The following is a 25865-nucleotide window of genomic DNA, read 5'->3' on the forward strand; positions in this document are numbered from 1 at the left end:
CGATAGCTGAATATAGTCGGAAATACCCTCCCGGTAACAGAGCCTGCCGCATCAATACCGGGAAGATTCCAGAAGACAGCTAAGCAATTGAGTATACAAAAATCTACATTCCAAGATTTTGTGCCTCGCACTAAAACTCAACTGCCTTACTATTAGATAGTTAATTAATTTACTTTTTTTTACATTTTTAATAAACTGATGTCTAAACCGATACTAAAATGCAAGCGTCAACGAAATTTTTTTCAGGCTAATTTTTTATAACCTTTGTCTTGGGAAATGGAAATAATAACAAAGTTGAACTTCTTTTAAGCCTGCTGCCTAAATGAGCAACGACCATGAAAAGGCCTGGGAAAATTGCCTCAGGATTGTAAAGGACAACGTTCCTGCCATTAGTTTTCGGACATGGTTTGAACCTATTGTTCCGGTTAAATTGGAAGAGAATGTATTGACGATTCAGGTACCGAGTCCGTTTTTCTACGAGTATCTGGAGGAACAATACATTGACATTTTACGTAAGACCCTGCGAAAAGAATTAGGGACGGGTGCGAAGCTGGAATACAGCGTTGTGGTTGATAACAACAACACTGTTGACAGCAAGCCTTACACCGTTAAGTTGCCGACCAATAACAACAAAAGCATTAAAAATCGGCCACTTTCAGCTCCCCTCACTCAGGAAGAAAAATCGATCAAGAATCCGTTTGTGATTCCCGGCATCCAGAAGTTGCACATCGATCCGCAACTGAAAATGGATAATACCTTCGATAATTTTGTGGAAGGTGAATGCAACCGACTGGCACGAAGTGCTGGTTTTGCGGTTGCACAAAATCCGGGAGGAACTGCCTTCAATCCCCTGATGATTTACGGAAACTCGGGACTAGGGAAAACCCATTTGGCGCAAGCTATCGGGATTGAAGTGAAAGAGCGTTATCCTGAAAAGGTCGTATTATACGTAAATGCCAACAAATTCCAGACACAGTTCGCCGAAGCGACTCGGAACAATAACCGTAACGATTTCCTGCACTTTTATCAAATGATTGACGTATTAATCATTGATGACGTGCAGGAATTCGCCGGTAAGGAAAAGACACAGGAAACATTTTTCCACATCTTTAACCATCTGCATCAAACCGGAAAACAGCTTATTCTAACGTCGGATAAGCCACCGATTGAACTGAAAGGACTGGAACAGCGTCTTTTGTCACGATTCAAATGGGGATTAACTGCTGATTTGCAGATCCCCGATTTTGAGACCCGCATGAATATTTTGCGGAAGAAAATCTACAAGGATGGTATTGAAATTCCCGAAGAGGTACTCGAGTACGTTGCTTCGCATATCAATACCAACGTCCGTGAACTGGAGGGAGCGCTGATTTCGCTTCTCGCCCAGGCTACCCTGAACAAAAAGGAGATTACACTCGACCTGGCCATTAAAATGGTCAACAAGCTGGTAAAAAATACCCGCCGTGAAATCTCAATCGACTTCATTACTAAAGTAGTCTGTGACTATTTTGGAATGCCGGTCGAAAACTTACAGGCAAAAACACGGAAACGTGAAATAGTACAAGCCCGGCAGATTGCCATGTTCTTTTCGAAGAGCATGACCAAATCGTCGCTGGCATCTATCGGTTCGCAAATTGGCGGAAAAGATCATGCGACCGTATTACATGCCTGCAAAACGGTCAGTAATCTGAAGGACACGGACAAAAATTTCAGGGTATACATTGATGAAATTGAACGCAAGCTGAAGATGTAATGCTTCATTAAGTGATGAGAAAGCAGGCCTCCGGGTCTGCTTTTTTTATATTTTCGCGTCCGTAAAACATCGCAAATTCATGCACTACCTACTATTAAGTATTCTGTCGTCGACGCTTATCTTTTTCATATTCAAATTTTTGGAAAAATACAGAGCCGACCTGTTCCTCGTTATCTTGCTGAATTACATTACTGCATCAGTCCTCGGTTTCCGGCTGGTGCCTCACCTACCGTCGGTAACTACAATAATAAAAGCCGGCTGGCTGCCATACGCGCTGCTTATTGGCATTCTGTTCATCGCCATCTTCTTCCTGATTGCCCGCTCCTCGCAAAAAGCGGGTATCACCATTACAGCATTAGCCGCCAAACTCTCGATGGTGGTCCCCATCCTCTACTCCATTCTGTTCTTTGGCGAACGGGTAACCATCTTCCGGATACTGGGAATTACCACCGCCATTCTTGCCGTACTTTTAGCAATTTATAAACGAAACGGCAAAACCAACTGGAGTGCCATCTTGCTGCCGGTCATCATTTTTATGGGTACCGGGGCAGTCGATTCGATGGTGAAATACGTACAACAGGTATACGTACGAGGAACTACCACAGCTGTTTTCACAACCGTATTGTTTGCCACGGCAGGAATTATCGGATTGGTGGTAACGCTGTTCAAGCGTCCCGGATGGAAAGAATTTTTCCGACTGCCGGTTATTGCCGGGGGAATTTTTCTGGGAGCCGCCAACTTTGGGTCCATCTACTTCATGATGCACGCCCTTTCTTATAGTGGACTGGCAAGCTCGGTCGTTTTCGGTCTGAATAATATGTGCATCGTCGCCTTCTCCACCATTCTCGGCATGCTCTTCTTCCGCGAAAAGCTGAGTACCGTTAACTGGACCGGTATTATTCTCTCATTCATCAGTATATTTATTCTCGTTTACATCTGATTTATGGAAGCAACCGATACATATCTGACCATTGCCGAACCATCCGAGGGACTCTACAAGGATAAGGGTAGTAAATTCATCGCTTACGCTTATCCCGTTTTCACGGAAGACGAAATCAAGGAAATTCTGAACGAGCTTAAAAAGAATCACCACAATGCACGGCACCATTGCTATGCCTGGCGATTGGGAGCAGATATGGAGCGCTACCGGGCCAATGATGACGGTGAACCTTCGGGAACAGCCGGTCGCCCCATCTTCGGACAGATTCGATCGAAGGAGCTGACCAATATTCTCATTGTGGTCGTCCGGTATTTTGGTGGAACGCTTCTGGGTGTGAGTGGTCTCATCAAAGCTTATGGAACAGCCGCTGCCGATGCACTGGAACAGGCCGAAATCACCGAAAGGATCGTCGAAGATTTGGTCGAAGTGAAATTTGAATATCCGGCCATGAATGATGTCATGAGAATTATCAAGGACGATAGTCTGGAGCAGCTCGAAACACAATTCGAGCTTTCGTGCCGGATTGTGCTGGCCATCCGTCAGTCGCAAACCGAAACCATCACCGAAAAGTTGTCATCACTGGAACAAACTAAGGTCGAATGCATTGGCACACGCTGAGCAAATTGTGAATAAATTTTGATTTGAAATTGAAATATTTCAAAACCAGTTTGCCTATCTTTGTCTCTAATGAAGAATGAACAGCCATTAGCGATTGAAAACATTCGGTTGTACGAACCTTTTCGCTTTCGAAACAAATTCAGGCGATGGGCAGGGCATTCTCTCCACCATTTTATGCATCGATCGTTTCGACTAAAAATATTTCTTTCAAAAGAAACCAACAGAGCCATTTTCAATTGGAACTGTTGGTTTTTTTTTGTCCGCAATTTTAAAATACCATTCAATAACTTGTAAAAGTAGCTCCAATGAACGCAAAAAATCTGATTTCAATTACCGACTTTTCGAAAGAAGAATACCTGCGCATCATGGATTTGGCCGCCGATTTTGAAGCCAATCCCGATCAGCGTCTTCTCGACGGAAAAGTGGTAGCCACCCTTTTCTTTGAACCATCCACCCGCACACGCTTAAGTTTCGAAACGGCCATTAACCGTTTGGGTGGAGAAATCATTGGTTTTACCGATTCATCTTCGTCTAGTGTAACCAAAGGGGAAACATTGCATGATACCATCAAAATGGTGAGCAATTACGCCGACTTGATTGTCATGCGGCATCCGCTCGAAGGAAGTGCCCGCTATGCGTCCGAAGTGTCGGATGTACCGGTGATAAATGCAGGCGACGGTGCCAATCAGCACCCAACGCAAACACTCCTCGACCTGTATTCTATCGTGAAAACGCAGGATCGCCTCGACGACATCAACCTCTTCATGGTAGGTGATCTGAAGTACGGTAGAACAGTACACAGTCTGCTCATGGCCATGTCGCATTTTAATAACCCGATATTCAACTTTATCGCACCGCCTGAACTGGCGATGCCCAACGAATACAAGTTGTACCTCCAGTCGAAAGGCATGCGTTATTTCGAGCATACTGAATTCACTGACATTATCAGCGAAGCCGATATTATTTACATGACAAGAGTTCAGAAAGAGCGCTTCCCCGATCCGGTGGATTACGAGAAGGTGAAAAATGTTTATATTCTGCGCAACAAGATGTTAAAGCACACCAAGGACAACATGCGAATTCTGCACCCACTGCCACGGGTTAATGAAATCCACACCGATGTGGACAGCAACCCTAAAGCTTACTATTTCGATCAGGCCCGAAACGGTGTTTATACCCGTATGGCCATCATCGCTCATCTGTTGAACCTGAAATAATACCGAAACGCAAAACAAGCAGAACAATGAAAAAACAATTAAACGTAAGTGCCATTAAGCAAGGTACCGTTATCGATCATATTCCTTCCACTGCTCTTTTTAAAGTCATTTCCATACTGAAACTCGACCACTGCAAGGACATGGTGACTTTTGGAAATAACCTCGACAGCAATGTCATGGATGGTAAAGCCATCATCAAAGTGGAAAACCGGTTCTTCAAGGACAAAGAGATTAACAAAATTGCGCTGGTGGCACCACACGCCAAGCTCAACACCATCAAAGATTATGAAGTGGTTGGGAAATACGTGGTGGAAATTCCGGATGAAATTCAGGATATAGCGCGTTGCTTCAATCCCAAATGCATCACCAACCACGAAAACATCGACACCTATTTTGAAGTGATTTCGAAATCGCCGGTAGCGTTGAAATGCCGCTACTGTGAAAAAATCACGCATCAGGATCAGATGGAAATCAAATAGAATTATCATATTTGGACTTCCGGTTCAACCGGAAACAGAAATGTTAATTTTCAGATATCATGCAAACTGATTTTCAAAATATACTGAACGGAATAAAGCCGTTGTTTGATGCCGGAAAAAGCCGCGAACAACTGCTGGCCGACATTTGTGCCATATTGAAAGAGAAGGTGTACCATTACGATTGGGTTGGTTTTTATCTTCTGGATGAAAACAATAACGAACTCGTACTTGGTCCATACGTTGGAAAACCGACCGATCACACACATATCCCGGTAGGAAAAGGCGTGTGTGGGCAAGTCGCCGAAAGTGGGCTGAGCAAAGTGGTACAGGATGTAAGCGCAGAAAACAATTACATCGCCTGCAGCATCGATGTGCAAAGCGAAATTGTGGTTCCGGTAATGAAAAACGACAAGTTTGTAGCCGAAATCGATATCGATTCACATTCAGCCGCACCGTTTACCGGAGAAGATGAGCAGTTTCTGGGAGCCATTTGCGAAATGGTGGCCGAACAGTTTTAGAAAGAGTCTAATTCAAATAAAAAGGCTGTCCTGATGTGGGACAGCCTTTTATTTTGCTTCTTGTTTATTCAATTAACGAATGCGGTCGACCGAACGAACCAACGCTTCATCGCGGCCAATGTTCCGAATGGCCAAATAGGTCAATACCACCGCAATTAATGGCATCACCAAACTGGGTTCAAAACTGTACTTACCATCCAGTAAACCGGCACTGTGCGAGGTGAAATAAAAGATAACGCCCGACAAACCAATCATCAGCAAGATATTAAAAACGGACAGCCGAATCTGACGAATCCGCTTCTTGAATGAAAAAATAGTGACCAGGTTTACCAATGCGATAATTCCCAGTAAGATCTGAATGGGAAGTCCACTATAGATGATTTCCGGGTTCTTGGCTTCCTGCAGGTAAACGCCCGCTCTATCAAAAACATAGATGGCTCCGTCGCCACCGATTATCTCGGCAAAGGGAACGAAAAACAGGGCTGCAATCAACAACAGCGCGCCCAACAGATAAATGGATTGTATTCGTTGTAACATCGTTATTCTTTTTCCTGCAAAATTAAACTTTCACCCGTAAGCATCAACAGAAATCTGCCAATTAATTATTGTTCAAAATCAATGGCAGACCATTATCCCCTGCACCAATCACAATCACTTTTGAATTCTGCGAGTTAGCGAGTTCCAGCGTCGCCTCAATTCCACGCTGCTTCAAAATCTTATCTGTCAACGATTTATTGATGATGTCGTTGTAAGCAGCAATTCCCTCAGCCTGAATCCGTTTCCGTTCGGCTTCACTCTTCTCTTTATCCAGTCGGAATTGGTAAGCCAACGCTTCCTGTTCCTGTTTCAACTTACTTTCGATGGCCATTTTAATTTCATTAGGCAAATTGATGGAACGAATCAGCAGGGCACGCAAATCAATGTTATTCTGCTCCATCACCTTGCGGGCTTCGTCGATTATCGCCGCCTCCACTTCGGACCGTTTGGTCGAGTAAATTTCCTCCGCCGTATAGCGGCCGGCTACACGTCTGACCGTTGAACGGATTTCGGGAATAATCAGCTGGTCGATATAATCCTTCCCGAAGGTTTCGTGCAGATAGCCAATGCGATTATGAACCGGATTGAAACGAATAGATACATCCATTTTGATGGACAATCCGCTTTTATCAAGCACGTCCATGGTCTCTTCGCGTTTCTTCTCCTTCACATCATAAATGTAAAGTTTATTCCATGGGGCAATCATATGAAAGCCTGGCAGAAAGACGTGTTCTTTATCCAGTCCAGAGGTAAATTTGCGAAAGATAACAGCGCGTTCGCCCGGCTGAATAGTGAAAAACATACTGCTGCCAAACACCACCAAAACAATAATGGCAATTCCGGCAAGGATAAGGTAGGATCGTTTAAAATTCATAAGTTAATTGATTAGTTCGAAAATTCAATCGTAGAAATAGATAGTCTGGTACTTCGAAAATACTGAAAAAGCAGGTAATCCGTAGCTTTGAATTTATGATTATTTTTCGATAGTTTTGGATATACAACAATTTCGAACAAATCTATGAAAAAAATAAAAGCATCTGAGCTTATTATCAATCCGGATGGCACCATTTTCCATCTGCATCTCAAACCTGAAAATCTTGCTGAGAACATTATTTTAGTAGGAGATCCGGGACGTGTACAACTGGTTTCTTCGTTTTTCGACAATATTGAATGCACGTCCGAAAACCGGGAATTTGTATCGGCAACCGGTACTTTTCGCGGCAAGCGGATTACTGCACTATCCACCGGAATCGGGACTGACAATATCGATATTGTCGTGAACGAACTCGATGCACTGGTCAACATCGATCTGGAAACCCGTACGATTAAGGAAGAGCATACCGCGCTGAATATTATCCGCATTGGCACTTCGGGAGCGCTTCAGGGAGATATTCCGGTAAACAGCTACGTTGCTTCTAAGCGAGCCATTGGCTTTGATGGCTTATTGAATTTTTATGCCGGCCGCGAAAAATTTGCCGATGTAGATTTCGAAAAATCCTTCAAAGAGCATACTGGATGGAATCCTTTGCTGACTTCACCCTACGTAGTAGAAAGTGACCAGGCACTTTTTAATAAGATAGTAGGTAACGATATGGTTTCAGGCGTCACCATTTCGGCTCCCGGCTTTTATGGTCCGCAAGGTCGCGAACTTCGTTTGCCAACGGTCGATCCTGATTTGAACGATAAAATTGAAACCTTCCGTTTTAACGGGATGAAGATTACCAACTACGAAATGGAGTGCTCGGCTATTTATGGTTTGAGCCATTTATTAGGCCACCATGCCCTGACAATTTGTGCCATCATTGCTAACCGCGTAACCCGCGAAGCCAATGAAAACTATAAGCCAGTAATTAAAAATCTGGTTCAAACGGTACTAGAACGAATTGTTATGTAAAACAAAATAATGAACAAGCAGTTACAGGCCATGATTTCGTTGCTCGAAGACCCGGAGAAAACGGTCTACGAAGCAGTGCAGCAAGAATTAATGGATGTCGATCCTTTACTGATTCCTGAACTGGAAACAGCCTGGGAGAATGCCGACACCCTTCTGCAACAAGATCGCCTGGAAAAAGTGATATCGCACCTTCGGTTCCGCAAAGTGGCCAACCGGATAAAAAACTGGAACGAATCGGAACTTCCCTCCTTTCTCGACGGATGGATCATTCTGAGTCAAATTCAGTATCCTGACCTGGAGCCGAAAGATGTGGAAATCCAGATACAGCAAATTGTAACAGATGCGTGGCTTGAGATGAATGAATCTTTGACTTCGCTTGAAAAAACCACCATCCTGAATCACATACTTTTTGAGTTGTATCACTTCGACCTGAATGTGGCAAATTTCGGAGCCCCGCAAAACTGCTTTATCAACGACATACTTTCATCACGAAAGGGAAATCCTTCAACCTTAACCCTGTTCTATTGCCTGGTAGCCCGAAAGCTGAACCTGCCGATTTATCACCTGAATCTGAAGCGGGTGCTGTTTTTAGGTTATTATGACCCGGAAATGTCGAAGGAAGCATTCGGTACGACATCGTCCCCCATCCTCTTTTACATCAATCCGGCAAACAAAGGAGCCATCATTGGTCACAAGGAGATGGACTATTACCTAAGCCGCCAACAAATCGAAATGGGCTCGGACATTATTATGGACGATCGTTTTTGTCTGAAAGGCCTCATCGAAAGTATGCAGGATGCCTACCGGGCTGCAGGCGATGAGGAGAAGGTAAAACAGCTGGACGTACTGAAAGAAATCATTACCACATAAAAAAAGAGCTTCGAAATTTCGAAGCTCTTTTTTGTATCTATCCTAAATGCTTATTTGGCATAATTAACCGCACGGGTTTCCCGAATCACCGTAATTTTCACCTGTCCGGGATAAGTCATTTCATCCTGGATTTTCTTGGCGATATCGTACGAAAGTTCTTCCGCTTCCTTATCGGTCAGTTTATCACTTCCCACAATCACGCGCAATTCACGACCTGCCTGAATAGCATAAGTCTTCATAACGCCCGGATAAGAAAGAGCCATCGCTTCCAGATCTTTCAGTCGTTTGATGTATGATTCAACCGCTTCGCGACGAGCACCCGGACGGGCACCTGAAATAGCGTCACAAACCTGAACGATGGGCGCCAGTAAGCTGGTCATTTCAATCTCATCGTGGTGCGCTCCAATCGCGTTGGTTACAACCGGCTTCTCTTTGTACTTTTCAGCCAGCTTCATACCCAGGATTGCGTGTGGCAATTCCGGCTCATCATCCGGCACTTTACCGATATCGTGCAACAGTCCGGCACGTTTGGCCTGTTTCGGGTTCAAACCCAGTTCGGAAGCCATGATGGCACACAGGTTGGCCGTTTCGCGCGAGTGTTGCAACAGGTTCTGTCCGTAAGAAGAACGATATTTCATTTTACCGATCAAACGAATCAGCTCGGGATGCATTCCATGAATTCCGAGGTCGATACAGGTCCGTTTTCCGGTTTCGATGATCTCTTCTTCAATCTGTTTCTTCACTTTGTTCACCACCTCTTCGATGCGGGCCGGGTGAATACGTCCGTCGGTCACCAATTGGTGCAATGCCAAACGGGCAATTTCACGGCGTACCGGATCGAATGCTGAAAGAACAATGGCTTCCGGCGTATCGTCGACAATAATCTCGACACCGGTAGCTGCTTCCAGTGCACGAATGTTACGTCCTTCACGACCGATAATGCGACCTTTGATTTCGTCATTCTCGATGTGGAAGATGGTAACAGAGTTCTCCACGGCCGTTTCGGTAGCCACTCGTTGAATTGATTTAATAACAATCTTTTTGGCCTCCTTGTTAGCGGTCATTTTGGCTTCATCCATAATCTCCTGGATGTACGACATCGCCTCGGTTTTGGCCTCGTTCTTCAGCGAATCAGTCAACTGAGCCTTTGCCTCATCAGCCGACAATCCGGAAATGGATTCCAGTTGCTCCACCTGCTGTTTGTGCATTTTGTTCAGTTCTTCGCTCTTCTGATCAATCACTTCCAACTGTGCGGTAAGATTTTCACGAATCACTTCAACTTCCTTCCGGGTAGTTTCAAATTCCTTTACCTTACGTTGCAACTCTTCTTTTCGTTGCAGGAAATTCGTTTCACGCTGTTTGAGTTTATTCTCAGTGCTTGTAATCCGCTGATTCTTCTCGTTGATATACTTTTCGTGCTCTGATTTCAGCTGGATGAATTTTTCTTTTGCCTGGAGCATTTTTTTCTCCTTCAGCATCTCAGCCCGGGCTTCTGCCTCGCCGATGAGTTTGTCTTTCTTCTTCTTCAGTGCCTTGTCCCAAACAAAGTAGGAAATCACTCCTCCTAAGATTAAGCCAACGACAGCTGCTATGATCGCCATTGTTGTCATGTCACAATTATTTATAATTCAATTTTAACAAAAAACCCGCAATTCCAACTTCTCCCAATCAAGTTTCCCTAATTGGAAGAAGACAAAATGCGGGCAAATATCATTAATTAAACTGACTTAATTAACTTTCCTTTTCCAGATATTCTGCTAAAAAATCGTTTAGTTCTTCCAGTTCTTCAACCAATGGCGAAATATCATTTCGCTTTTCAACTTCAAGCATCTGAATAACAAACTGCAAAGTGGCCATTGACAGACAATCCTGGCTGTCCTTATTGGCATAGCGCTGCTTGTACTGCAGAACCTTGTCGTTAATAATTTTCGCCGCCTTCCGTATTTTCTCCTCATCGTTGCGATCGATGCGCAACGGATACCGACGGTCGGCTATATTAATATTGATTGAAAGCTTATCTTCCATTTCAGCAGGTGGTATTACTTGTTCAACATAGCAATACACTTATCTATTTCCCGCACTATTCGGTTAATCTTGATACGGGCATCGTGCGATTGACCGTCAGATGCCAGTAACGACTTAGCAAATTTCAGTTGCTCATTTTTTTCAGTCAACTCCTCGTTACGACTGCTCAACAACCTAATTTGATCCTGGAGTTGAACCTGTTCTTCCAGGAGCCGATAGTTCTCACTTTTCAACGTTTCACAACGCCGAATAAGCTTATCGATTTTCTCCTTAAACTCTCCTAATAAAACAGTTTCGCGTTCTGTCATACTTCAGGATTTCCTACACAAAGTTAATATTTAAATCAAATCGAAAAAATTTCGTTACACATAATACTGGTACGGTCGGCATAAAGTTTATATTTTCGTGAAACAAACTGAAAGGGAAAGAGAATGAAGCTATTTACACCGCTTTTTGTGCTGCTATGGATATGGTCATTTCAGGTTTATGGACAGGAGGCCCCTCCACCACCCGATGAGCCACAGAAGTTGATACCTCCGATTAAACCACCGATTTCCCTTTCGGGTAATTTTGGAGAACTGCGCCCCAATCACTTTCATTCGGGACTCGATATGCGGACTGGCGGGCATACAGGCGTTCCGGTTCATGCAGTCGCTGATGGATACGTTACACGCGTTGCGATTTCCCCGACCGGTTATGGTCGTGCTGTTTACATCAATCACCCGAATGGAATAACGACAGTTTATGGCCATTTGGAACGGCTGATGCCGCGATTGGAAAGATATGTAAGACGAATTCAGTATAAACGGGAACACTTTGCCGTGAACCTGACCATTCCCCGCGATTCGTTTCCTGTGAAACAGGGAGATGTAATAGCATGGTCAGGAAATGCTGGGAGTTCCGGCGGTCCGCATCTGCATTTCGAAATCCGGGACACACAAACCCAGCGTCCGCAGAATGGCTTAAAATGGCACTTCCCGATTACCGATAACATACCGCCCAAAATGATTTCACTTTATGCGTATTCATTCCCCTCAACCGGTGTTTACGAAGATAAGCGGTACCCTACCGTGTACTACTCGTCGGCTTACCACCTGAAAGGCAATCCGGTACTGAAAGTGAACGGCCCCACAGCTTTTGGCATTCAGGCAGTCGATTACCTAAATGCCAGCTGGAGCAAATGTGGGATATACAGCGCGCAGTTGATTGTCGACCAGGACACCATTTTTGGATTCCGGATAAGCGATATTTCATTTGCCGAAACACGTTACGTAAACAGTCTGGCCGATTATGCCGAGCGCGAACGATATGGCCGTTGGGTTCACCGGCTTTTTCGCCAACCGGGAAACAAACTCGATATCTATACTGTCGATAAAAACAATGGTATCGTCAACTTCACCGACGATAAGATACACAACGTGAAGGTTATTACGGCCGATGCTTACGGTAACCAATCCACCCTTGAGTTTCAGGTAAAAAGTACACCACCCGACAGTACTCAACGACACGATAACGGTGCGCGGATATTTTCATACCAGAAAGACAATTATTTCCAGGCTGACAATCTGAAACTGAAAGTTCCGGCCGGCGCTCTCTATGATGATTTACCATTTCATTTCGAGGAAGGGGAAACTCCGGAAGGATGCTATGCGCCTTTGCAAAAAATACAGGACAAATATACGCCACTGCAAAAGGCCATGCGGGTTGCCATCAGGCCGGACAGTCTTCCCGATTCACTCCAAAATAAGGCCCTGCTCGTCATGGTTGACCCCGATGGGCAAAAATGGAGTGCCGGAGGTGAGTTCGAAAAAGGTTGGGTCGTCGGTTATCCACGCTCCTTCGGTAATTTCAGTGTAGCCGTCGATACTGTTCCTCCAACGATTCGTTCACTCAGCATCAAAGAACACAAGCATTTGATGAACCCGAAGCATATTCGATTCAGAATAAAAGACAACCTATCGGGAATTGACAAATACCGTGGCAAAATCGATGGAAAATGGGCGTTGTTTGTCTACGACCCCAAATATGACCTACTAACCTATACCATTGATCCTTCGCGACTGGAACTCGGGAAGACACACCAACTGAAACTGACGATTACTGACGCAAAAGACAATCAATCGGTATACACAGCAACCTTTTACAAATGAAAAAAAGCATTACCGCATTAGGCCTCATGTCTGGCACATCGCTCGATGGCATCGATTTGGCTCTATGCAGCTTCGACAATAACGAATCAGGTTGGTCGTTCAGGGTTGAAGCCTCTGAAACCGTTCCTTACTCTGCCAAATGGAAAAGAAAACTACGCGAAGCAGAAAACAGTTCAGCTCAGGATATCTTGTTACTTCACAACGAATATGCACGGTATACCGGAGAAGTCATCAATCGTTTTCTGGACGGTAAAACAAAACCCGAGCTTATTGCCTCGCACGGACACACGATTTTTCACCAACCGGAAAAGCACTTTACATTTCAGCTGGGAAACGGGACCGTGATCGCTGCTGAAACCGGTATCAAAACCATTGCCGATTTCCGGAATATGGATGTAGCGCTGGGTGGCCAGGGTGCTCCATTGGTGCCAATGGGCGATCGATTGCTTTTCGCTGAATATGACTATTGCCTCAACCTGGGTGGCTTTTCCAATATCTCGTACGAGGAAGGCGGACAGCGTATTGCTTTCGACATTGGTCCAGCCAACATCGTTCTTAATTTTTTATCTCAACAGGTAGGCAAAGAGTACGACCGCAACAGTCTTATCGCGCAAAGCGGAAAAGTCAATATAGCTTTGCTGAACGAATTGAATAAGTTGGCTTTCTATCGCGAAAAACCACCCAAATCGTTAGGGAAAGAGTGGCTAGACAGTGAATTGATCCCGATGTTGAAAAAGAGTTCCCTTACACTCCCCGACCAAATGAGGACCCTCTACGAACACATTGCCATACAGATAGGTGAAGTCATCCGCAATTCGGGCACGATGCTGGTAACTGGCGGAGGCGCGCACAATCCGCTGCTAATGGAACGCATTACTGCATGTTCTAAAGCAGAAGTCATCATTCCCCAAAATGAGATCATCGACTTTAAGGAAGCGCTCATATTTGCATTTCTGGGTGTATTAGCCAATGAACACCAGATCAACTGCCTTGCTGCTGTAACCGGAGCATCGCGGGACAATACCGGCGGAACCATCCATTTATCATAAACCAGGAAGAAACCTAACAAATGTCATATAAAAAGGTTATGTTGTAGGTATTTGCAACAATAGCGCATTCATTTATTTTCCTATTTTTGTGAAAAACGAAAAAATTCCTTTCTACTATGTTGAAGAAAACGCTCTTACTGACCGGCCTTCTTTGGCTGGCCCTGCAGGTTCGCGTGGCTGACGCCTGCACCAACTTTCTCATCACCAAAGGTGCAACTGTTGACGGCTCGACCATGATTACCTATGCAGCTGATTCACATACACTATACGGAGAAATGTATTTCTGGCCGGCTGCCGATCATAAGCCGGGTGAAATGGTCGATGTTACTGAATGGGACACGGGCAAATTTCTGGGTAAAATTCCACAGATTCCACATACCTATCAGGTAACCGGAAACATGAACGAACACCAGCTTTCGATTGGTGAAACCACTTTTGGTGGCCGTAAGGAACTGCATCATCAACCCGGAGCTATTGTTGATTACGGTAGCTTGATTTACCTGACCTTGCAACGCGCTAAAACAGCTCGTGAGGCGATTCATGTCATGGCCGATTTGGTTGCCAAATACGGATATGCCAGCGAAGGAGAATCTTTCTCGATTGCTGACCCGAACGAAGTATGGATTCTGGAAATGATTGGAAAAGGAGAAGCCGAAAAAGGTGCTGTTTGGGTCGCTCGCCGCATTCCTGACGGATATATCTCAGGACACGCCAACCAAGCTCGTATCACCACCTTCCCATTGAACGATCCGGATAACTGCCTCTATTCAAACGATGTTATTTCGTTTGCACGTGAAAAAGGATGGTTCGATGGCAAAAACAAAGACTTTAGCTTCTCGGGCACTTACGCTCCGGTTGATTTCGGAGGAGCTCGTTTCTGCGATGCACGTGTTTGGGCTGGTTTCCGTAAAGTAGCCAGCAACATGGATAGATATCAGGACTATGCCCTGGGTAAAATCACTCACGGTGCTAACGGATACGCAACTAACCGCATGCCGCTTTGGGTAAAACCTGATACCCTGTTAACGGTAAAAGATGTAATGGGCATGATGCGCGACCACTTCGAAGGAACTGCTCTGGATATGACCAAAGACCCGGGTGCCGGTCCATTTAAACTGCCGTACCGCTGGCGTCCGCTAACCTGGAAAGTTGACTCGACGACTTACGTCAACGAGCGTGCTATCTCTACCCAACAGACCGGTTTCTCCTTCGTCGCTCAAATGCGCTCCAAGTACCCCGATCCGATTGGTGGTATCATGTGGTTTGGCGTTGATGATACGTATTCTACCTGCTACATGCCGGTATATTGCGGTATTCAGAAAGTACCGGAACCCATTCGCGTTGGTAACGGCGATATGCTTACCTGGTCGGACAATTCCGCCTTCTGGGTATTCAACACCGTATCGAACCTTGCTTACCTGCGTTACGATTACATGATTAAAGACATCCAAAAGGTACAGAGTGAGCTTGAAACCAAATTTGTTGATTTCACACCTGCAGTTGATGAAGCTGCCATGGATTTATGGAACAAAGGCCAGCACAATATGGCCCGTAAATTCCTGACGGAATATTCAGACAAACAGGTTAACCTAACGGTAAACCGCTGGAAACAACTGGAACATTACCTCATTATCAAGTACAAAGATGGCAACATCATGAAAGAGAAAGACGGTAAGTTCGAGCGCAACGAGAGCGGTAAGCTTCCGGCTATGCCCGATCAGCCCGGTTACCCGGAATGGTGGTACCGCAACGTAGCCAAACAAACGGGCGACCATTTAAAAGAAAAATAAACAGACAGCAAAAGTGGATTTACGGGTTATTATTTTATGATTCAGAAAAAAATCCATAATTTTGCCGCGAATTTTCCGTACGTAATCTCTGGCAGACGACCTGTTAATATTGCGTTCGTCAAATACTTAAAATAAATACGATGGATCTCATTAATGTAGCAGAAAACGCATTTTTAGGGGAACAACAGAAAGAACTTCCGAAATTCGGTCCCGGCGATACCATTACGGTTCACTACAAAATCCGTGAGGGTAACAAGGAAAGAATTCAGAATTACCGCGGTACGGTTCTTCAGATCAAAGGTTCCGGTTTGACCAAAACCTTTACTGTTCGTAAAATGTCGGGTAACGTAGGCGTGGAAAGAATTTTCCCGTTTAACTCTCCTTTCATCGACCAGATTGATGTTAACCGGAGAGGTAGTGTACGCCGTGCCCGCTTGTTCTACCTGCGTAGCCGGACTGGTAAAAAAGCCCGGATCAAAGAGAAAAGATTCTAAAATGACCAATGTTATTAAAAAGGCTTCTCTATCGGGAAGCCTTTTTTTTTTGCAGAAATAGTCTGAGTCGGATTACGATTGTTAAGCCAATGGCAGACTTTTATAAAAGTCTTATATAAACAAGTTTCCATCAGCTCATGCAGACAAAAATGTTTAAGAAAAGGATCAGGTTTTATCGTGTGGTTTACTGCTTAAAATATCTATTTTTGCCCCCGAAATTAACATAGAGACTTATGGCATTCCTACCGAAAGAGCGGGTCTTTTCCCTGCGCTGGTTTATCGACTACATGTACATCATTGTCGGCTCTTTTATTTTGGCCGTTGGTTTTGTCTATTTCATCTCTCCCCATAAGATTGTGCCGGGCGGAGTGTATGGTATTGCCATTATTGTGCACTACCTCACTCACGGAATCTTTTCTTTCTGGCCCGAAGGAATCCCAATAGGTCTTTTCGGATTGATATTGAATATACCGCTCACCTATGCCGGGATAAAAATACTGGGACCTCGTTTTGGAGTAAAAACAATTGTGGGATTTGTCCTGTCATCCGTTTTCATGGATGGTATTACTTACCTGCGCGTCGATGGCGATGCCCCGTTGGTTCACGATGTGTTGCTCTCCTGTATTTTTGGCGGGGTACTCATTGGATTTGGATTAGGCTTGATTTTTAAGTCAAAAGCCACGTCGGGCGGTTCCGATATCATTGCCATGATCATCGCCAAATACACCAACATGCCACTCGGACAATTGATGATTTATGTCGACTCTACCATTGTCCTGATGGCCTTGCTTGCTTTTAAAGACTGGCAGATTCCACTTTACAGCTGGCTGGTGATTTACATAACCGGAAAAGCCATCGACCAGACCATGGCAGGTGCCAATTACAATAAGGCACTTATCATTGTTTCCGATAAACATGACGAGATAAAAGATAAAATATTGGTCAATCTGGAACGCGGTGGTACGTATCTGAAAGGTGTTGGCATGTACACCAACGAGGAGAAAAACATCATCTTCACGGTAGTCAGCCGTCGTGAAGTAGCCATCCTCGAAGAGCACATCAACCTGGTGGACCCGGATGCCTTTATTACGATTATGGATGCCAGTGAAATCCTGGGAGAAGGCTTCCGTTCTCTGCGAACGAAAATGAGCGACAAGTAATATTATCGGTTTATAACGACAGGTGTCAGACCGACGCCATCATCATACAAAAAGGAACTATAATCATTGCTTCATGCACGACTATAGTTCCTTTTGTTTTGAATATAGAAACCTTAAACCAACGTTTTCTCTAAAGAAGCTCTGAGCCGGTGTTCTAATTATTCCCAGCCTGTGGAACCAGGCATCGTACCCAATCCACCTCAAGATAATGTGGCAGATTTTGGTGATGCACCTCTTCGTGCACACTCGAGAGCAAGTTCAAAAACATGTTATCGAACGAAGCATCCACACGGGTATGATGAACCACCGCGCCATTGATTTTCCAGGTCAGCGTCTGTCCGTCCCACTCGAGTCTATACACATGAAATTTCTTAAAGTTCAGTCCGGTGATGGTTTGGTGTTGCCAAATCGGTTCCCCTTTCAGTTCCCGAATGACTCCCATGCTGACCTCATTTTTTCCGCTGCGCAAAATATCAATCTGCGGAAAAGCTCCGTCTCCTTTTAAAGAGAAAGCAGAGACAATCTCAGCGCACGGATTCACGCGTATCTTCGCCTCAATGATACCTTGTTTTATCCGAAAGCTATTTCCGGTATTCAGCATCGATGAAGTATAATCAAATTCAGCAGGTATCAAGCCAAGTTGCGGATTCCATCTCATCCCTTCAGTCTGTTCCTTTCGGGTGACAATCGACAAAATGCCACCGTGTACCTGCAGGTTCTCTTCACCATTCAGACATTGCAACTCGTTGGCTTGCGAGTAGTTGTTCCCAAAAACATCTTTACCCGGAAAAATACCCGAATTCCAGCGCTCGTAATTGATACCGTCGCGGGTAAACTCGTCATCAAAGGCAACCTTCCACTTATCGAAGAAATTAAGCTCTTTGGCTTTATGTAACTCGAAATACTTCTTGATGGCTGCACTATTCTCCAGTTTACTGAACTCTTGCTCCAACTTAAAATCTTCCGATTTCTCGTAGCGTTTTTTATCCTTCAGAAAAGCGACACGCTCCCGGAAGCCTTCGTCCTTCACCAAATCCTCCAACTCATTCAATCGCTCCAGCTCTTTCGAATCGTGTACTCTCTGATAGTTGAGGTATTCGGCCGATTTACTAAATTTCTGGTAAAACCTGACATCCGGATCTTTACTCAATTTTTCGTATTCAGCTACCAAACGATAGTCATCGGTAGTCTGGTAACGTTTTTTGTTTTTAAGAAATTTCTCTCTCTCCAGAAATTCATCCGACTGCACTTCACCGCGCAGCTCTTCGAATCGCTTGGTCAGATTTTGTTTTTCAACCGCTTTCAGGTTACTGTAGTCTTTCGACTGAAGGAAGTTTTCGTAGCGCTTCAGTTCATCCTTGCCCGACGGCTTATCTCCGCTCTCCTCCACTTTCATATACAAACGATAACTGTCCGAGGCAAGCGTGTTATAATACAGTTTCAGTCGTTTATCGTTCTTTAACGACTCAAATTCTTTCCGTTTCGCAGCTTCAGGAGCCCCGTTATAATGAAGCTTCTCCATGTCTTTCCTGCGTTTCACGAACTCAGGCGTTGTCACAACTTTGTCGAGTTCATTAAGTCGGGCAAGCTTATCTCCTTTTTCAATATTCCTGAAACGGGCCAGTTTTTCTGAACTCAATGTTTTGAAATACTGCTTCATCGACTTGGAACGGTTCAGGTGTTCCAGTTCACTAAGCATCTTCTGCTCATGACTCCCTTCGAACTTCAGTTGGGTTAGCTCCTTTTTTCGGGCTCTGAACTCGGCAGATTTCAGTTCGGCATCCAATTCCCGATAACGGGCCAGTTCGTCCGATTGCTCCAATTCCTGCAGCTCATCGCGCATGCCCAGCAACTTATTCCACTTTGCATCAATTTTTGCTGTACCAGGAATAAGTCCCAGCTTATATTTCAAACTAAAACCTGACATATTTTATACTGATTTCGAGCGTGTAACCGGATATTCCGGCATTCTTAATTAGTTTATGTTGTCAAATAACTAACGTGAAAACAATCCAAATATTTCGTTTCGGGGCCACAATTTAGAACTTCCCTCTGATTTAAAAAGCTAATTTTGCATAATTTTAAAAGGAAATCGAACAGCCATGGCAACACTTCTTCCCGAAAGTTTTACCCAACGTATGCAAGCACAGTTGGGGAACGAATTCGAAGCATTTCAACAATCGCTTTCGGACGCTGCCGTCAGTTCGGTTCGGATTAACACAACTAAATTTTCAGGTTCCGTTAACGACAATCAGGTTCCCTGGTCTAAAACCGGTTTCTACCTCGAAGAACGACCTTTCTATACGCTCGACCCTTTTCTGCATGCCGGCGTTTATTACGTGCAGGAAGCCAGCTCCATGTTTCTAGAACAGGCTTTTCAACAACTATCTAATGAACCAGTAAAGGTGCTCGATTTGTGTGGCGCGCCGGGTGGTAAATCCACGCACATTGCGTCTCTCCTGCCGGAAAATAGTCTGTTGGTATCCAACGAAGTAATTCGCAGCCGGGCAGTTATCCTTTCCGAGAACCTGAAGAAATGGGGAAACCCGAGTGTGGTAGTCACCAATAATGACCCCAAGGATTTTGCATCCTTCAAAGGCTTTTTCGATGTAATTGTGGTGGATGCACCTTGTTCCGGCGAAGGTCTTTTTCGGCGCGATGAAAATGCGATTACTGAGTGGTCGCCCGAGAATACGCAGCATTGCGCCCAGCGGCAACAACGCATCCTGGCTGATGTTTGGCCGGCATTGAAGCCCGGAGGTATACTTATCTACAGCACCTGTACATACAATCCGGGGGAGAACGAGGAAAATCTGAAATGGTTGAACGAATTTGCCGACGTTGAAAATATTTCCCTTCCGGTGAAGGCAGAATGGGGTGTTACCGAAACGGAAGCGGCCGGACTGTCAGGATATCGTTTCTATCCGCACAAAACCAAAGGTGAAGGCTTTTTTATGGCGGTCGTGCGTAAACTTGACGGAGAAACTGCCCGTATACCCAGGAAAATAAAGGGTACAGCTTTTACAACTGCTTCACGCAACGAAAAGGCGCTGATTGAGAATTGGCTCTCAAGTGACGAGATGGAACTCCTCAACCTGAACGGAACACTGCTTTCGTTTCCCGGAAGGTATACTGCCGAACTGACCTGGCTGCAACAAAGCTTGCGCATTGTGCATGCCGGCATTAAAACCGGTGAGTTAAAAAAGAAAGAGGTGTTACCAGCACATGAACTGGCTCTCTCTCCCATCCTCAACCGCGGGAAGTTCCCTGAAATCGAATTATCGCTGGACGAAGCAATTAGGTTCCTGCACCGTGACGACATCCGGCCCGAAGCAAAAGAGCGTGGATGGCACCTGCTCACCTACCGGGATGTACCGCTAGGATGGGCCAAAAACCTGGGCAACCGGTTCAACAGCAATTATCCCAAAGAGTGGCGTATCCGGATGGACATCACCGAATACCTGGCCGGCAAGCTGGATGAAGAAAAAGCAAAATTTCCAATTAGGTAGACACTGGAAACTTCTCCGAAATTCAGTTCTTTACTCGCCCTTCCCTCTGCGAATCGATGAAAAAATTGAAACGTTGAGTTAAACCTTCACCCGGAATCCTCATCCAATTACATGTCCTTCAAACGATAACAAGCTTGAAGGATTGACCTTTTCACTCGTTCTAAAACCTGAATAATGAAGAAAAGAAGCATCCACTATTATATGCGAACGTTGCATCGCTATGTAGGCTATTTCGTATTAGGCTTTACCCTCATCTATTCCATCAGCGGAATCATGCTGGTTTACCGGGATACCGATTTTCTGAAACAGGAAACAGTTGTTGAGAGAAAACTCCCGGTAAATCTCGACCAATCGGCATTAGGCAGCGAATTACATATGAGAGGATTCAAAATCATCAAAACGGAAGGCGACCTGCATTATTTTGCAAACGGCACCTACAATAAGGCCACCGGGGTAACCAATTATACAGTCAAAGCACTTCCTACAATTCTTTCGAAAATGAACTCAGTCCATAAATCAGCAAGCCAAAATCCATCCCACTTGTTTGCCACGATCTTTGGAATATTACTGCTCTTTTTAGCCGTCTCGTCTCTATGGATGTTCAAACCCAAAGCAAAAAGCTTCAAAAAAGGCATGGTGGTAGCCGGTTCGGGAGTAGTAATTGCCATTGTACTTCTGTTTATCTAAATCCCACTCCCGCTACCACAATTTATGGTATAACGGAGACTCAATATGCAGGGTTGCGTGTCGATTATTCACACTGTCATATTCCATCTCCTATATTTTAAACATAAGACTTACAGCCTTATTCATTAGCCAATATTTCAAAAGTCAATGTCCGGGGACTGGTTGAAATTTCATAAATTTGGGTATGAGACCTGCTAAGGCATTAACCAAATTAATTGCTAACGATGAAACATTCCCATTCTAATGCCATGTCGATGAGCCGCCGCTTCTTCTTGAAATCCAGTTCTGCACTGGCGGCATTGTCATTCATTCCCAACAGCGTAAAAGCTTTTTACCAGGACGTCAAAGAGAAGTTCTTCGTCAAAAAGCAGATGATTCCCATCCAGCTCGAAATCAACAAAAAGCAATATTCACTGACGGTTGACAGTCGGGCGACACTTCTGGATGTACTGCGGGAGGAGTTAAACCTGACCGGTAGTAAAAAAGGCTGCGACCATGGTCAATGCGGTGCCTGCACAGTGCATATAAACGGCGAACAAGCATTGAGCTGTTTAACCCTGGCCGCCATGGCCCAGGGGAAAGCAATCACAACCATCGAAGGCTTGGCCGACGGAGACAACCTGCACCCGATGCAGGAAGCTTTCATTGAAAACGACGGCTTCCAATGTGGTTATTGCACCTCCGGACAAATCATGTCCGCAGTAGCGTGTGTCAACGAAGGACACACCGGTTCGGTAGAGGAGATTAAAGAATACATGAGTGGCAACCTCTGCCGGTGCGGTGCTTACAACGGCATCACAGAAGCCATCCAGCAAGTAGCCAAATGAAACGTCCATGAAAAAATAGCCAGATGAAACCTTTCGAATATACGAAACCCAAAACGGTCCGCGAAGCGCTGTCCTCGGCAACAAGGCATTCCCACTACATTGCCGGTGGTACCAACCTGGTGGACTTAATGAAAAAAGAAATTGATGAACCGGATAAGTTGCTGGATATAACCAACACCTTACCCGACCAAATCGAAGTAAAAGATAACGGAGTAGTCATCGGGGCGATGGTCCGGAATACAGCCATCGCTGTAAACAAAATCATCCTGGAAAGCTGGCCATTACTCTCCAAAGCCATTCTGAAGGGAGCTTCTCCCCAGATTCGCAACATGGCTTCTGCCGGAGGTAACCTGTTACAACGCACCCGTTGTCCGTATTTTTACGACTTGACACTTCCGTGCAACAAACGAAAAAATGGCTCGGGCTGTGGTGCATTGAAAGGGAATAACCGAATGGGCGCCATCATTGGCTATTCCGATGCCTGTGTGGCCGTGCACCCGTCGGACATGTGTGTGGCGCTCGCCGCGCTGGATGCCAAGGTCAATATCCAAAAAGCTGACGGTTCGGAAGAAACGATGAACTTTCTGGATTTTCACCGGCTACCGGGAACCAATCCTGAAAAGGATAATAACCTTCCGGAAAACGCCTTGATCACTTCCATTTTTGTTCCGAAGAACAACTTCAGCAAACATTTCGAATACCTGAAACTGCGTGACCGCGAATCGTACGCTTTCGCACTGGTTTCGGTAGCTGCAGCGTTGGATATGGACGGGAATCAGATCAGCGAAGCACGGCTGGCATCCGGTGGTGTCGCTCATAAGCCCTGGCGCTGGACCAAAGCAGAAGACTTCCTGAAGGGAAAACAGGCAACAGCCGAGAACTTTGCCGAAGCAGCACGGATAGCTGCTGAGGATACCGCTCCCCTATCGACAAATGCCTTCAAGGTTCCATTGCTGAAAGGCGCGATAGAAACCGCATTACACACTTGTCTCACGAATAAAGCATAAGGTGATGAGCTACTTTTTTGACTCGAAAAATACGGAACAAATGCCGAAAGGTCGTGTGGAAGGGATTGCGAAGGTAACCGGCAAAGCAAAATATTCAGCGGAATATGATATTCCCGATGTAACATACGGAGTGATGGTCGGAAGTACCATAGCCTCCGGAAGAATTCTGAAAATGCAGATTGAAGAAGCGATGAAGGCTCCCGGTGTCATCGATATTCTTTCGCATGAAAATAAGCCTTATGTATCCGGTTTCTCCGGAATGAAAGAGATGCCGGACAATCGATTTGGTTTGCCCATTTTCTACACTGACAAGGTTTACTACAACGACCAGCCCATTGCCATGGTGGTAGCCGAAACCATCGAGGATGCCATGTTTGCAGCTTCGCTGGTTAAAGCCGAATACGAAGAAGCAATACCGGAGACTGACTTCGCCAAGAAAGCCAAAGAGGTATCGCTGAAAGAGACCGAAAATGACCGGGGAAGCGTCGGGGCATGGGAAAACGCGCCATATAAAGTCGACCAGGAATACACCATCGCGACGGAAGTTCACAACCCAATGGAAATGCACGCCACCATCGCCCAGTGGAAACCGAACGACAAGCTGGTGTTGTACGACAAAAACCAGGGCGTAAACCGGGTGCAGTCGGTCATCAGCAGTTTGTTCGACATTCCGACAGACAACATTCATGTCATCAGTGAATTCGTCGGAGGCGGCTTTGGCAGCGGCTTACGGGTATGGCCTCATACCATCGCTGCGGTAATGGCAGCCCAGCAGGTCAAACGCCCGGTGAAAGTGATGCTCACGCGTCCGCAGATGTTTACCATGGTTGGCTATCGGCCCGAATCGTGGCAACGGGTGAAACTGGGAGCTGATAAGGACGGCAAGTTCCTTGGTGTCATTCATCAGGCGAAAAATATCAGTTCCAAAATTCAGGGATTCTCCGACGGAATTACACGCGTGACGCGTAAGATTTATGGCTTTAAGAACGTAAAAACAGAGGAGGCAATTGTCGATCTGAACGTCCCCATGCCGACCTGGAACCGCGGGCCTGGTGACACGACCGGCTGTTTTGGTGTGGAAAGTGCCATCGATGAATTATGTCACGAGCTGAAATTGGACCCGGTGGATGTTCGACTGAAAAACATTGCGCCTTACGAAATGGAAACCGGTCTGCCGTGGTCGACCAACTACCTGAACGAGTGTCTCGAAAAAGGGGCCGAACTGATTGGCTGGAAAAACCGCAATCCCGTCCCGGGCTCACAGAAAGAGGGCGATTACAAAATCGGCTACGGCGTTGCCGTGGGTATGTGGGGCTCGGGCCGTTCCTACACCGGTGCTTCGATCGACATGCAGAAAGACGGAGTCATCACCGTTCGCACAGCTATGACGGATATCGGGACCGGAACAGGAACCGGCATGCAAAACGTAGCTCACACAGTTACCGGTATTCCGAAAAGTAAAATCAAAATCGAGCTGGGAAATTCCGATTTTCCCAAAGCTCCCAGCCAGGGAGGTAGCCGGGGAATGGCTTCCGTCAGTAGTGCAGTATATGCCGCCAGTCTGGCACTGAAACGAAAAGTGGCCGGTTACGCCTGGCCCGATAAAGATGCCAATACCTTGAATATAGATGACATCTCGTTGTCCGATAAAGGCATTACCTATAAGGACAGTTTTCTTCCATATGCCGATATTTTTGGCAAGAATAATCTCAATGACATCAAAGTCGAGGAATTTGCCGGACCGGGTGAAGAACGAAAAAAGTACGGATTCTGCTCTTCCGCTGCTCATTTCTATAAAGTGAAAGTGCACGAGAAAACCGGTAAAATCAAAATGGACCGGATGGTGATTGTCGCCGATGCCGGAAGGATCATCAATCCAAAGGCAGCCGCTAACCAGGTGATTGGTGCCGGAGCCGGAGGCATTGGCATGGGATTACTGGAAGAACAGCTAATTGATTTCAAAACCGGGCGGTTAATTGGGAACGATTTGGCGGGTTATCACTTCGCCGTCAATGCCGATGTGCCGCTCATTGAAGTCTCCTTTATCGGCAAACCCGACCCGAACATCAATCCATCCGGAGCAAAGGGATTAGGCGAGGTAGGCATCATTGGAGCCGCACCGGCGATTGCCAACGCCGTTTTCAATGCCACCGGGAAACGGGTACGTGATATCCCCATAACAGTAGAGCGGTTTTTCAACGCATAACTAAATTTGAACTGATAGAGAGGCCGACCAGGAATTGTCGGCCTTTTTTCTATGAAAGTCAGTTAAAATGCCATTGAGATAATAACGAAGAATGCGCCGCTCAGAAAATCTACCACAAGGATCACAAAGATTTTT

Annotated in this window: 24 protein-coding genes; 18 read left to right on the top strand and 6 right to left on the bottom strand. The window is 45.5% G+C overall.

Translation table 11 applies throughout. From position 1 onward, the window contains the following. Nucleotides 1-322: 322 nt before the first annotated feature. From dnaA to T426_RS0112565, 6 genes are all read left to right on the top strand, one after another. Nucleotides 323-1753 (top strand): chromosomal replication initiator protein DnaA, encoded by a 1431-nt coding sequence (gene dnaA / locus T426_RS0112540; protein ID WP_025863954.1) that lies wholly within the window; start codon nt 323-325, stop codon nt 1751-1753. 79 nt (nt 1754-1832) lie between these two features. After that, a complete protein-coding gene (locus tag T426_RS0112545) occupies nt 1833-2693 on the top strand; it encodes a DMT family transporter (protein ID WP_025863953.1) in 861 nt (286 codons plus the stop codon). A gap of 3 nt (nt 2694-2696) precedes the next feature. After that, complete coding sequence (locus T426_RS0112550; RefSeq protein ID WP_025863952.1) at nt 2697-3311, top strand: YigZ family protein; 615 nt, start codon at nt 2697-2699, stop codon at nt 3309-3311. A gap of 305 nt (nt 3312-3616) precedes the next feature. Then, on the top strand, nt 3617-4528 hold the full coding sequence (pyrB, locus tag T426_RS0112555; RefSeq protein ID WP_025863951.1) for an aspartate carbamoyltransferase: 912 nt from the start codon (nt 3617-3619) through the stop codon (nt 4526-4528). A 26-nt stretch (nt 4529-4554) separates the two neighbouring features. Beyond that, nucleotides 4555-5007 (top strand): aspartate carbamoyltransferase regulatory subunit, encoded by a 453-nt coding sequence (pyrI, locus tag T426_RS0112560; RefSeq protein WP_025863950.1) that lies wholly within the window; start codon nt 4555-4557, stop codon nt 5005-5007. A 59-nt stretch (nt 5008-5066) separates the two neighbouring features. Next, nucleotides 5067-5525, top strand: a complete 459-nt coding sequence (locus tag T426_RS0112565) for a GAF domain-containing protein (RefSeq protein WP_025863949.1) — start codon at nt 5067-5069, stop codon at nt 5523-5525. Between the two features lie 72 nt (nt 5526-5597). Here T426_RS0112565 and T426_RS0112570 read toward each other — a convergent pair whose 3' ends face one another. Continuing rightward, complete coding sequence (locus tag T426_RS0112570; RefSeq protein ID WP_025863948.1) at nt 5598-6062, bottom strand: DUF4293 domain-containing protein; 465 nt, start codon at nt 6060-6062, stop codon at nt 5598-5600. Between the two features lie 61 nt (nt 6063-6123). Next, complete coding sequence (locus T426_RS0112575; RefSeq protein ID WP_025863947.1) at nt 6124-6936, bottom strand: prohibitin family protein; 813 nt, start codon at nt 6934-6936, stop codon at nt 6124-6126. Nucleotides 6937-7080: 144 nt separating this feature from the next. Here T426_RS0112575 and T426_RS0112580 point away from each other — a divergent pair, with 144 nt between their 5' ends. Together T426_RS0112580 and T426_RS0112585 are read left to right on the top strand one after the other, a co-directional pair. Continuing rightward, the gene (locus T426_RS0112580; RefSeq protein WP_025863946.1) at nt 7081-7956 is read left to right on the top strand and encodes a nucleoside phosphorylase; all 876 of its coding nucleotides are present in this window, start codon (nt 7081-7083) and stop codon (nt 7954-7956) included. 9 nt (nt 7957-7965) lie between these two features. After that, nucleotides 7966-8826, top strand: coding sequence for a transglutaminase family protein (locus T426_RS0112585; protein ID WP_027585786.1), 861 nt, complete (start codon nt 7966-7968; stop codon nt 8824-8826). Between the two features lie 50 nt (nt 8827-8876). Here the strand turns inward: T426_RS0112585 and rny are convergent, their stop codons facing one another. The 3 genes from rny to T426_RS0112600 form a co-directional block, all read right to left on the bottom strand. Then, on the bottom strand, nt 8877-10436 hold the full coding sequence (rny, locus tag T426_RS0112590) for a ribonuclease Y (RefSeq protein ID WP_025863944.1): 1560 nt from the start codon (nt 10434-10436) through the stop codon (nt 8877-8879). A gap of 121 nt (nt 10437-10557) precedes the next feature. Beyond that, a complete protein-coding gene (locus tag T426_RS0112595) occupies nt 10558-10851 on the bottom strand; it encodes a cell division protein ZapA (protein ID WP_025863943.1) in 294 nt (97 codons plus the stop codon). A gap of 14 nt (nt 10852-10865) precedes the next feature. Further along, a complete protein-coding gene (locus tag T426_RS0112600; protein WP_025863942.1) occupies nt 10866-11159 on the bottom strand; it encodes a hypothetical protein in 294 nt (97 codons plus the stop codon). A 123-nt stretch (nt 11160-11282) separates the two neighbouring features. On the opposite strand from T426_RS0112600, the gene T426_RS23625 reads away from it, so the two are divergent. The 5 genes from T426_RS23625 (at nt 11283) to T426_RS0112625 (ending at nt 17494) form a co-directional block, all read left to right on the top strand. After that, nucleotides 11283-13001, top strand: a complete 1719-nt coding sequence (locus T426_RS23625) for a M23 family metallopeptidase (RefSeq protein WP_025863941.1) — start codon at nt 11283-11285, stop codon at nt 12999-13001. Further along, complete coding sequence (locus T426_RS0112610) at nt 12998-14050, top strand: anhydro-N-acetylmuramic acid kinase (RefSeq protein WP_025863940.1); 1053 nt, start codon at nt 12998-13000, stop codon at nt 14048-14050. The genes T426_RS23625 and T426_RS0112610 overlap by 4 nt, the downstream gene beginning before the upstream one ends. 116 nt (nt 14051-14166) lie before the next feature. After that, nucleotides 14167-15840, top strand: coding sequence for a dipeptidase (locus tag T426_RS0112615; RefSeq protein WP_027585787.1), 1674 nt, complete (start codon nt 14167-14169; stop codon nt 15838-15840). 140 nt (nt 15841-15980) lie between these two features. Next, complete coding sequence (rplS, locus tag T426_RS0112620; protein ID WP_025863938.1) at nt 15981-16334, top strand: 50S ribosomal protein L19; 354 nt, start codon at nt 15981-15983, stop codon at nt 16332-16334. A 233-nt stretch (nt 16335-16567) separates the two neighbouring features. After that, nucleotides 16568-17494 carry a YitT family protein gene (locus T426_RS0112625; RefSeq protein WP_025863937.1) on the top strand — a complete coding sequence of 309 codons (927 nt, stop codon included), beginning with the start codon at nt 16568-16570 and terminating at the stop codon, nt 17492-17494. 154 nt (nt 17495-17648) lie between these two features. On the opposite strand, the gene T426_RS0112630 is transcribed toward T426_RS0112625, so the two are convergent. Continuing rightward, nucleotides 17649-19421: a glycoside hydrolase family 16 protein gene (locus tag T426_RS0112630; protein ID WP_025863936.1), complete on the bottom strand. Its 1773-nt coding sequence runs from the start codon at nt 19419-19421 to the stop codon at nt 17649-17651. A gap of 175 nt (nt 19422-19596) precedes the next feature. Between T426_RS0112630 and T426_RS23630 the strand changes: the two genes are divergently transcribed. From T426_RS23630 to T426_RS0112655, 5 genes are all read left to right on the top strand, one after another. Further along, nucleotides 19597-21003: a methyltransferase RsmF C-terminal domain-like protein gene (locus T426_RS23630; protein ID WP_036985437.1), complete on the top strand. Its 1407-nt coding sequence runs from the start codon at nt 19597-19599 to the stop codon at nt 21001-21003. Between the two features lie 174 nt (nt 21004-21177). Then, nucleotides 21178-21690, top strand: coding sequence for a membrane protein (locus T426_RS0112640; protein ID WP_036984377.1), 513 nt, complete (start codon nt 21178-21180; stop codon nt 21688-21690). 224 nt (nt 21691-21914) lie between these two features. Continuing rightward, nucleotides 21915-22517, top strand: a complete 603-nt coding sequence (locus T426_RS0112645) for a (2Fe-2S)-binding protein (protein ID WP_027585788.1) — start codon at nt 21915-21917, stop codon at nt 22515-22517. Nucleotides 22518-22540: 23 nt separating this feature from the next. Continuing rightward, on the top strand, nt 22541-23524 hold the full coding sequence (locus tag T426_RS0112650) for an FAD binding domain-containing protein (protein ID WP_027585789.1): 984 nt from the start codon (nt 22541-22543) through the stop codon (nt 23522-23524). 4 nt (nt 23525-23528) lie between these two features. After that, entirely contained in the window at nt 23529-25730 is a 2202-nt protein-coding gene (locus tag T426_RS0112655; protein WP_051568989.1) for a xanthine dehydrogenase family protein molybdopterin-binding subunit, read from the top strand. Nucleotides 25731-25865 lie beyond the last annotated feature (135 nt).

Source organism: Prolixibacter bellariivorans ATCC BAA-1284 (assembly GCF_000621705.1).
Classification (GTDB): domain Bacteria; phylum Bacteroidota; class Bacteroidia; order Bacteroidales; family Prolixibacteraceae; genus Prolixibacter; species Prolixibacter bellariivorans.

Coding starts and splice junctions, on each gene's coding strand:
- T426_RS23625 (WP_025863941.1), top strand. CDS start 11,283: ATGAAGCTATTTACACCGCTTTTTGTGCTGCTATGGATATGGTCATTT.
- T426_RS0112640 (WP_036984377.1), top strand. CDS start 21,178: ATGAAGAAAAGAAGCATCCACTATTATATGCGAACGTTGCATCGCTAT.
- T426_RS0112650 (WP_027585789.1), top strand. CDS start 22,541: ATGAAACCTTTCGAATATACGAAACCCAAAACGGTCCGCGAAGCGCTG.
- T426_RS0112600 (WP_025863942.1), bottom strand. CDS start 11,159: ATGACAGAACGCGAAACTGTTTTATTAGGAGAGTTTAAGGAGAAAATC.
- T426_RS0112625 (WP_025863937.1), top strand. CDS start 16,568: ATGGCATTCCTACCGAAAGAGCGGGTCTTTTCCCTGCGCTGGTTTATC.
- T426_RS0112545 (WP_025863953.1), top strand. CDS start 1,833: ATGCACTACCTACTATTAAGTATTCTGTCGTCGACGCTTATCTTTTTC.
- T426_RS0112575 (WP_025863947.1), bottom strand. CDS start 6,936: ATGAATTTTAAACGATCCTACCTTATCCTTGCCGGAATTGCCATTATT.
- rplS (WP_025863938.1), top strand. CDS start 15,981: ATGGATCTCATTAATGTAGCAGAAAACGCATTTTTAGGGGAACAACAG.
- T426_RS0112580 (WP_025863946.1), top strand. CDS start 7,081: ATGAAAAAAATAAAAGCATCTGAGCTTATTATCAATCCGGATGGCACC.
- T426_RS23630 (WP_036985437.1), top strand. CDS start 19,597: ATGGCAACACTTCTTCCCGAAAGTTTTACCCAACGTATGCAAGCACAG.
- T426_RS0112630 (WP_025863936.1), bottom strand. CDS start 19,421: ATGTCAGGTTTTAGTTTGAAATATAAGCTGGGACTTATTCCTGGTACA.
- T426_RS0112550 (WP_025863952.1), top strand. CDS start 2,697: ATGGAAGCAACCGATACATATCTGACCATTGCCGAACCATCCGAGGGA.
- pyrB (WP_025863951.1), top strand. CDS start 3,617: ATGAACGCAAAAAATCTGATTTCAATTACCGACTTTTCGAAAGAAGAA.
- pyrI (WP_025863950.1), top strand. CDS start 4,555: ATGAAAAAACAATTAAACGTAAGTGCCATTAAGCAAGGTACCGTTATC.
- T426_RS0112655 (WP_051568989.1), top strand. CDS start 23,529: ATGAGCTACTTTTTTGACTCGAAAAATACGGAACAAATGCCGAAAGGT.
- T426_RS0112565 (WP_025863949.1), top strand. CDS start 5,067: ATGCAAACTGATTTTCAAAATATACTGAACGGAATAAAGCCGTTGTTT.
- T426_RS0112585 (WP_027585786.1), top strand. CDS start 7,966: ATGAACAAGCAGTTACAGGCCATGATTTCGTTGCTCGAAGACCCGGAG.
- T426_RS0112595 (WP_025863943.1), bottom strand. CDS start 10,851: ATGGAAGATAAGCTTTCAATCAATATTAATATAGCCGACCGTCGGTAT.
- rny (WP_025863944.1), bottom strand. CDS start 10,436: ATGACAACAATGGCGATCATAGCAGCTGTCGTTGGCTTAATCTTAGGA.
- T426_RS0112570 (WP_025863948.1), bottom strand. CDS start 6,062: ATGTTACAACGAATACAATCCATTTATCTGTTGGGCGCGCTGTTGTTG.
- T426_RS0112615 (WP_027585787.1), top strand. CDS start 14,167: ATGTTGAAGAAAACGCTCTTACTGACCGGCCTTCTTTGGCTGGCCCTG.
- T426_RS0112610 (WP_025863940.1), top strand. CDS start 12,998: ATGAAAAAAAGCATTACCGCATTAGGCCTCATGTCTGGCACATCGCTC.
- dnaA (WP_025863954.1), top strand. CDS start 323: ATGAGCAACGACCATGAAAAGGCCTGGGAAAATTGCCTCAGGATTGTA.
- T426_RS0112645 (WP_027585788.1), top strand. CDS start 21,915: ATGAAACATTCCCATTCTAATGCCATGTCGATGAGCCGCCGCTTCTTC.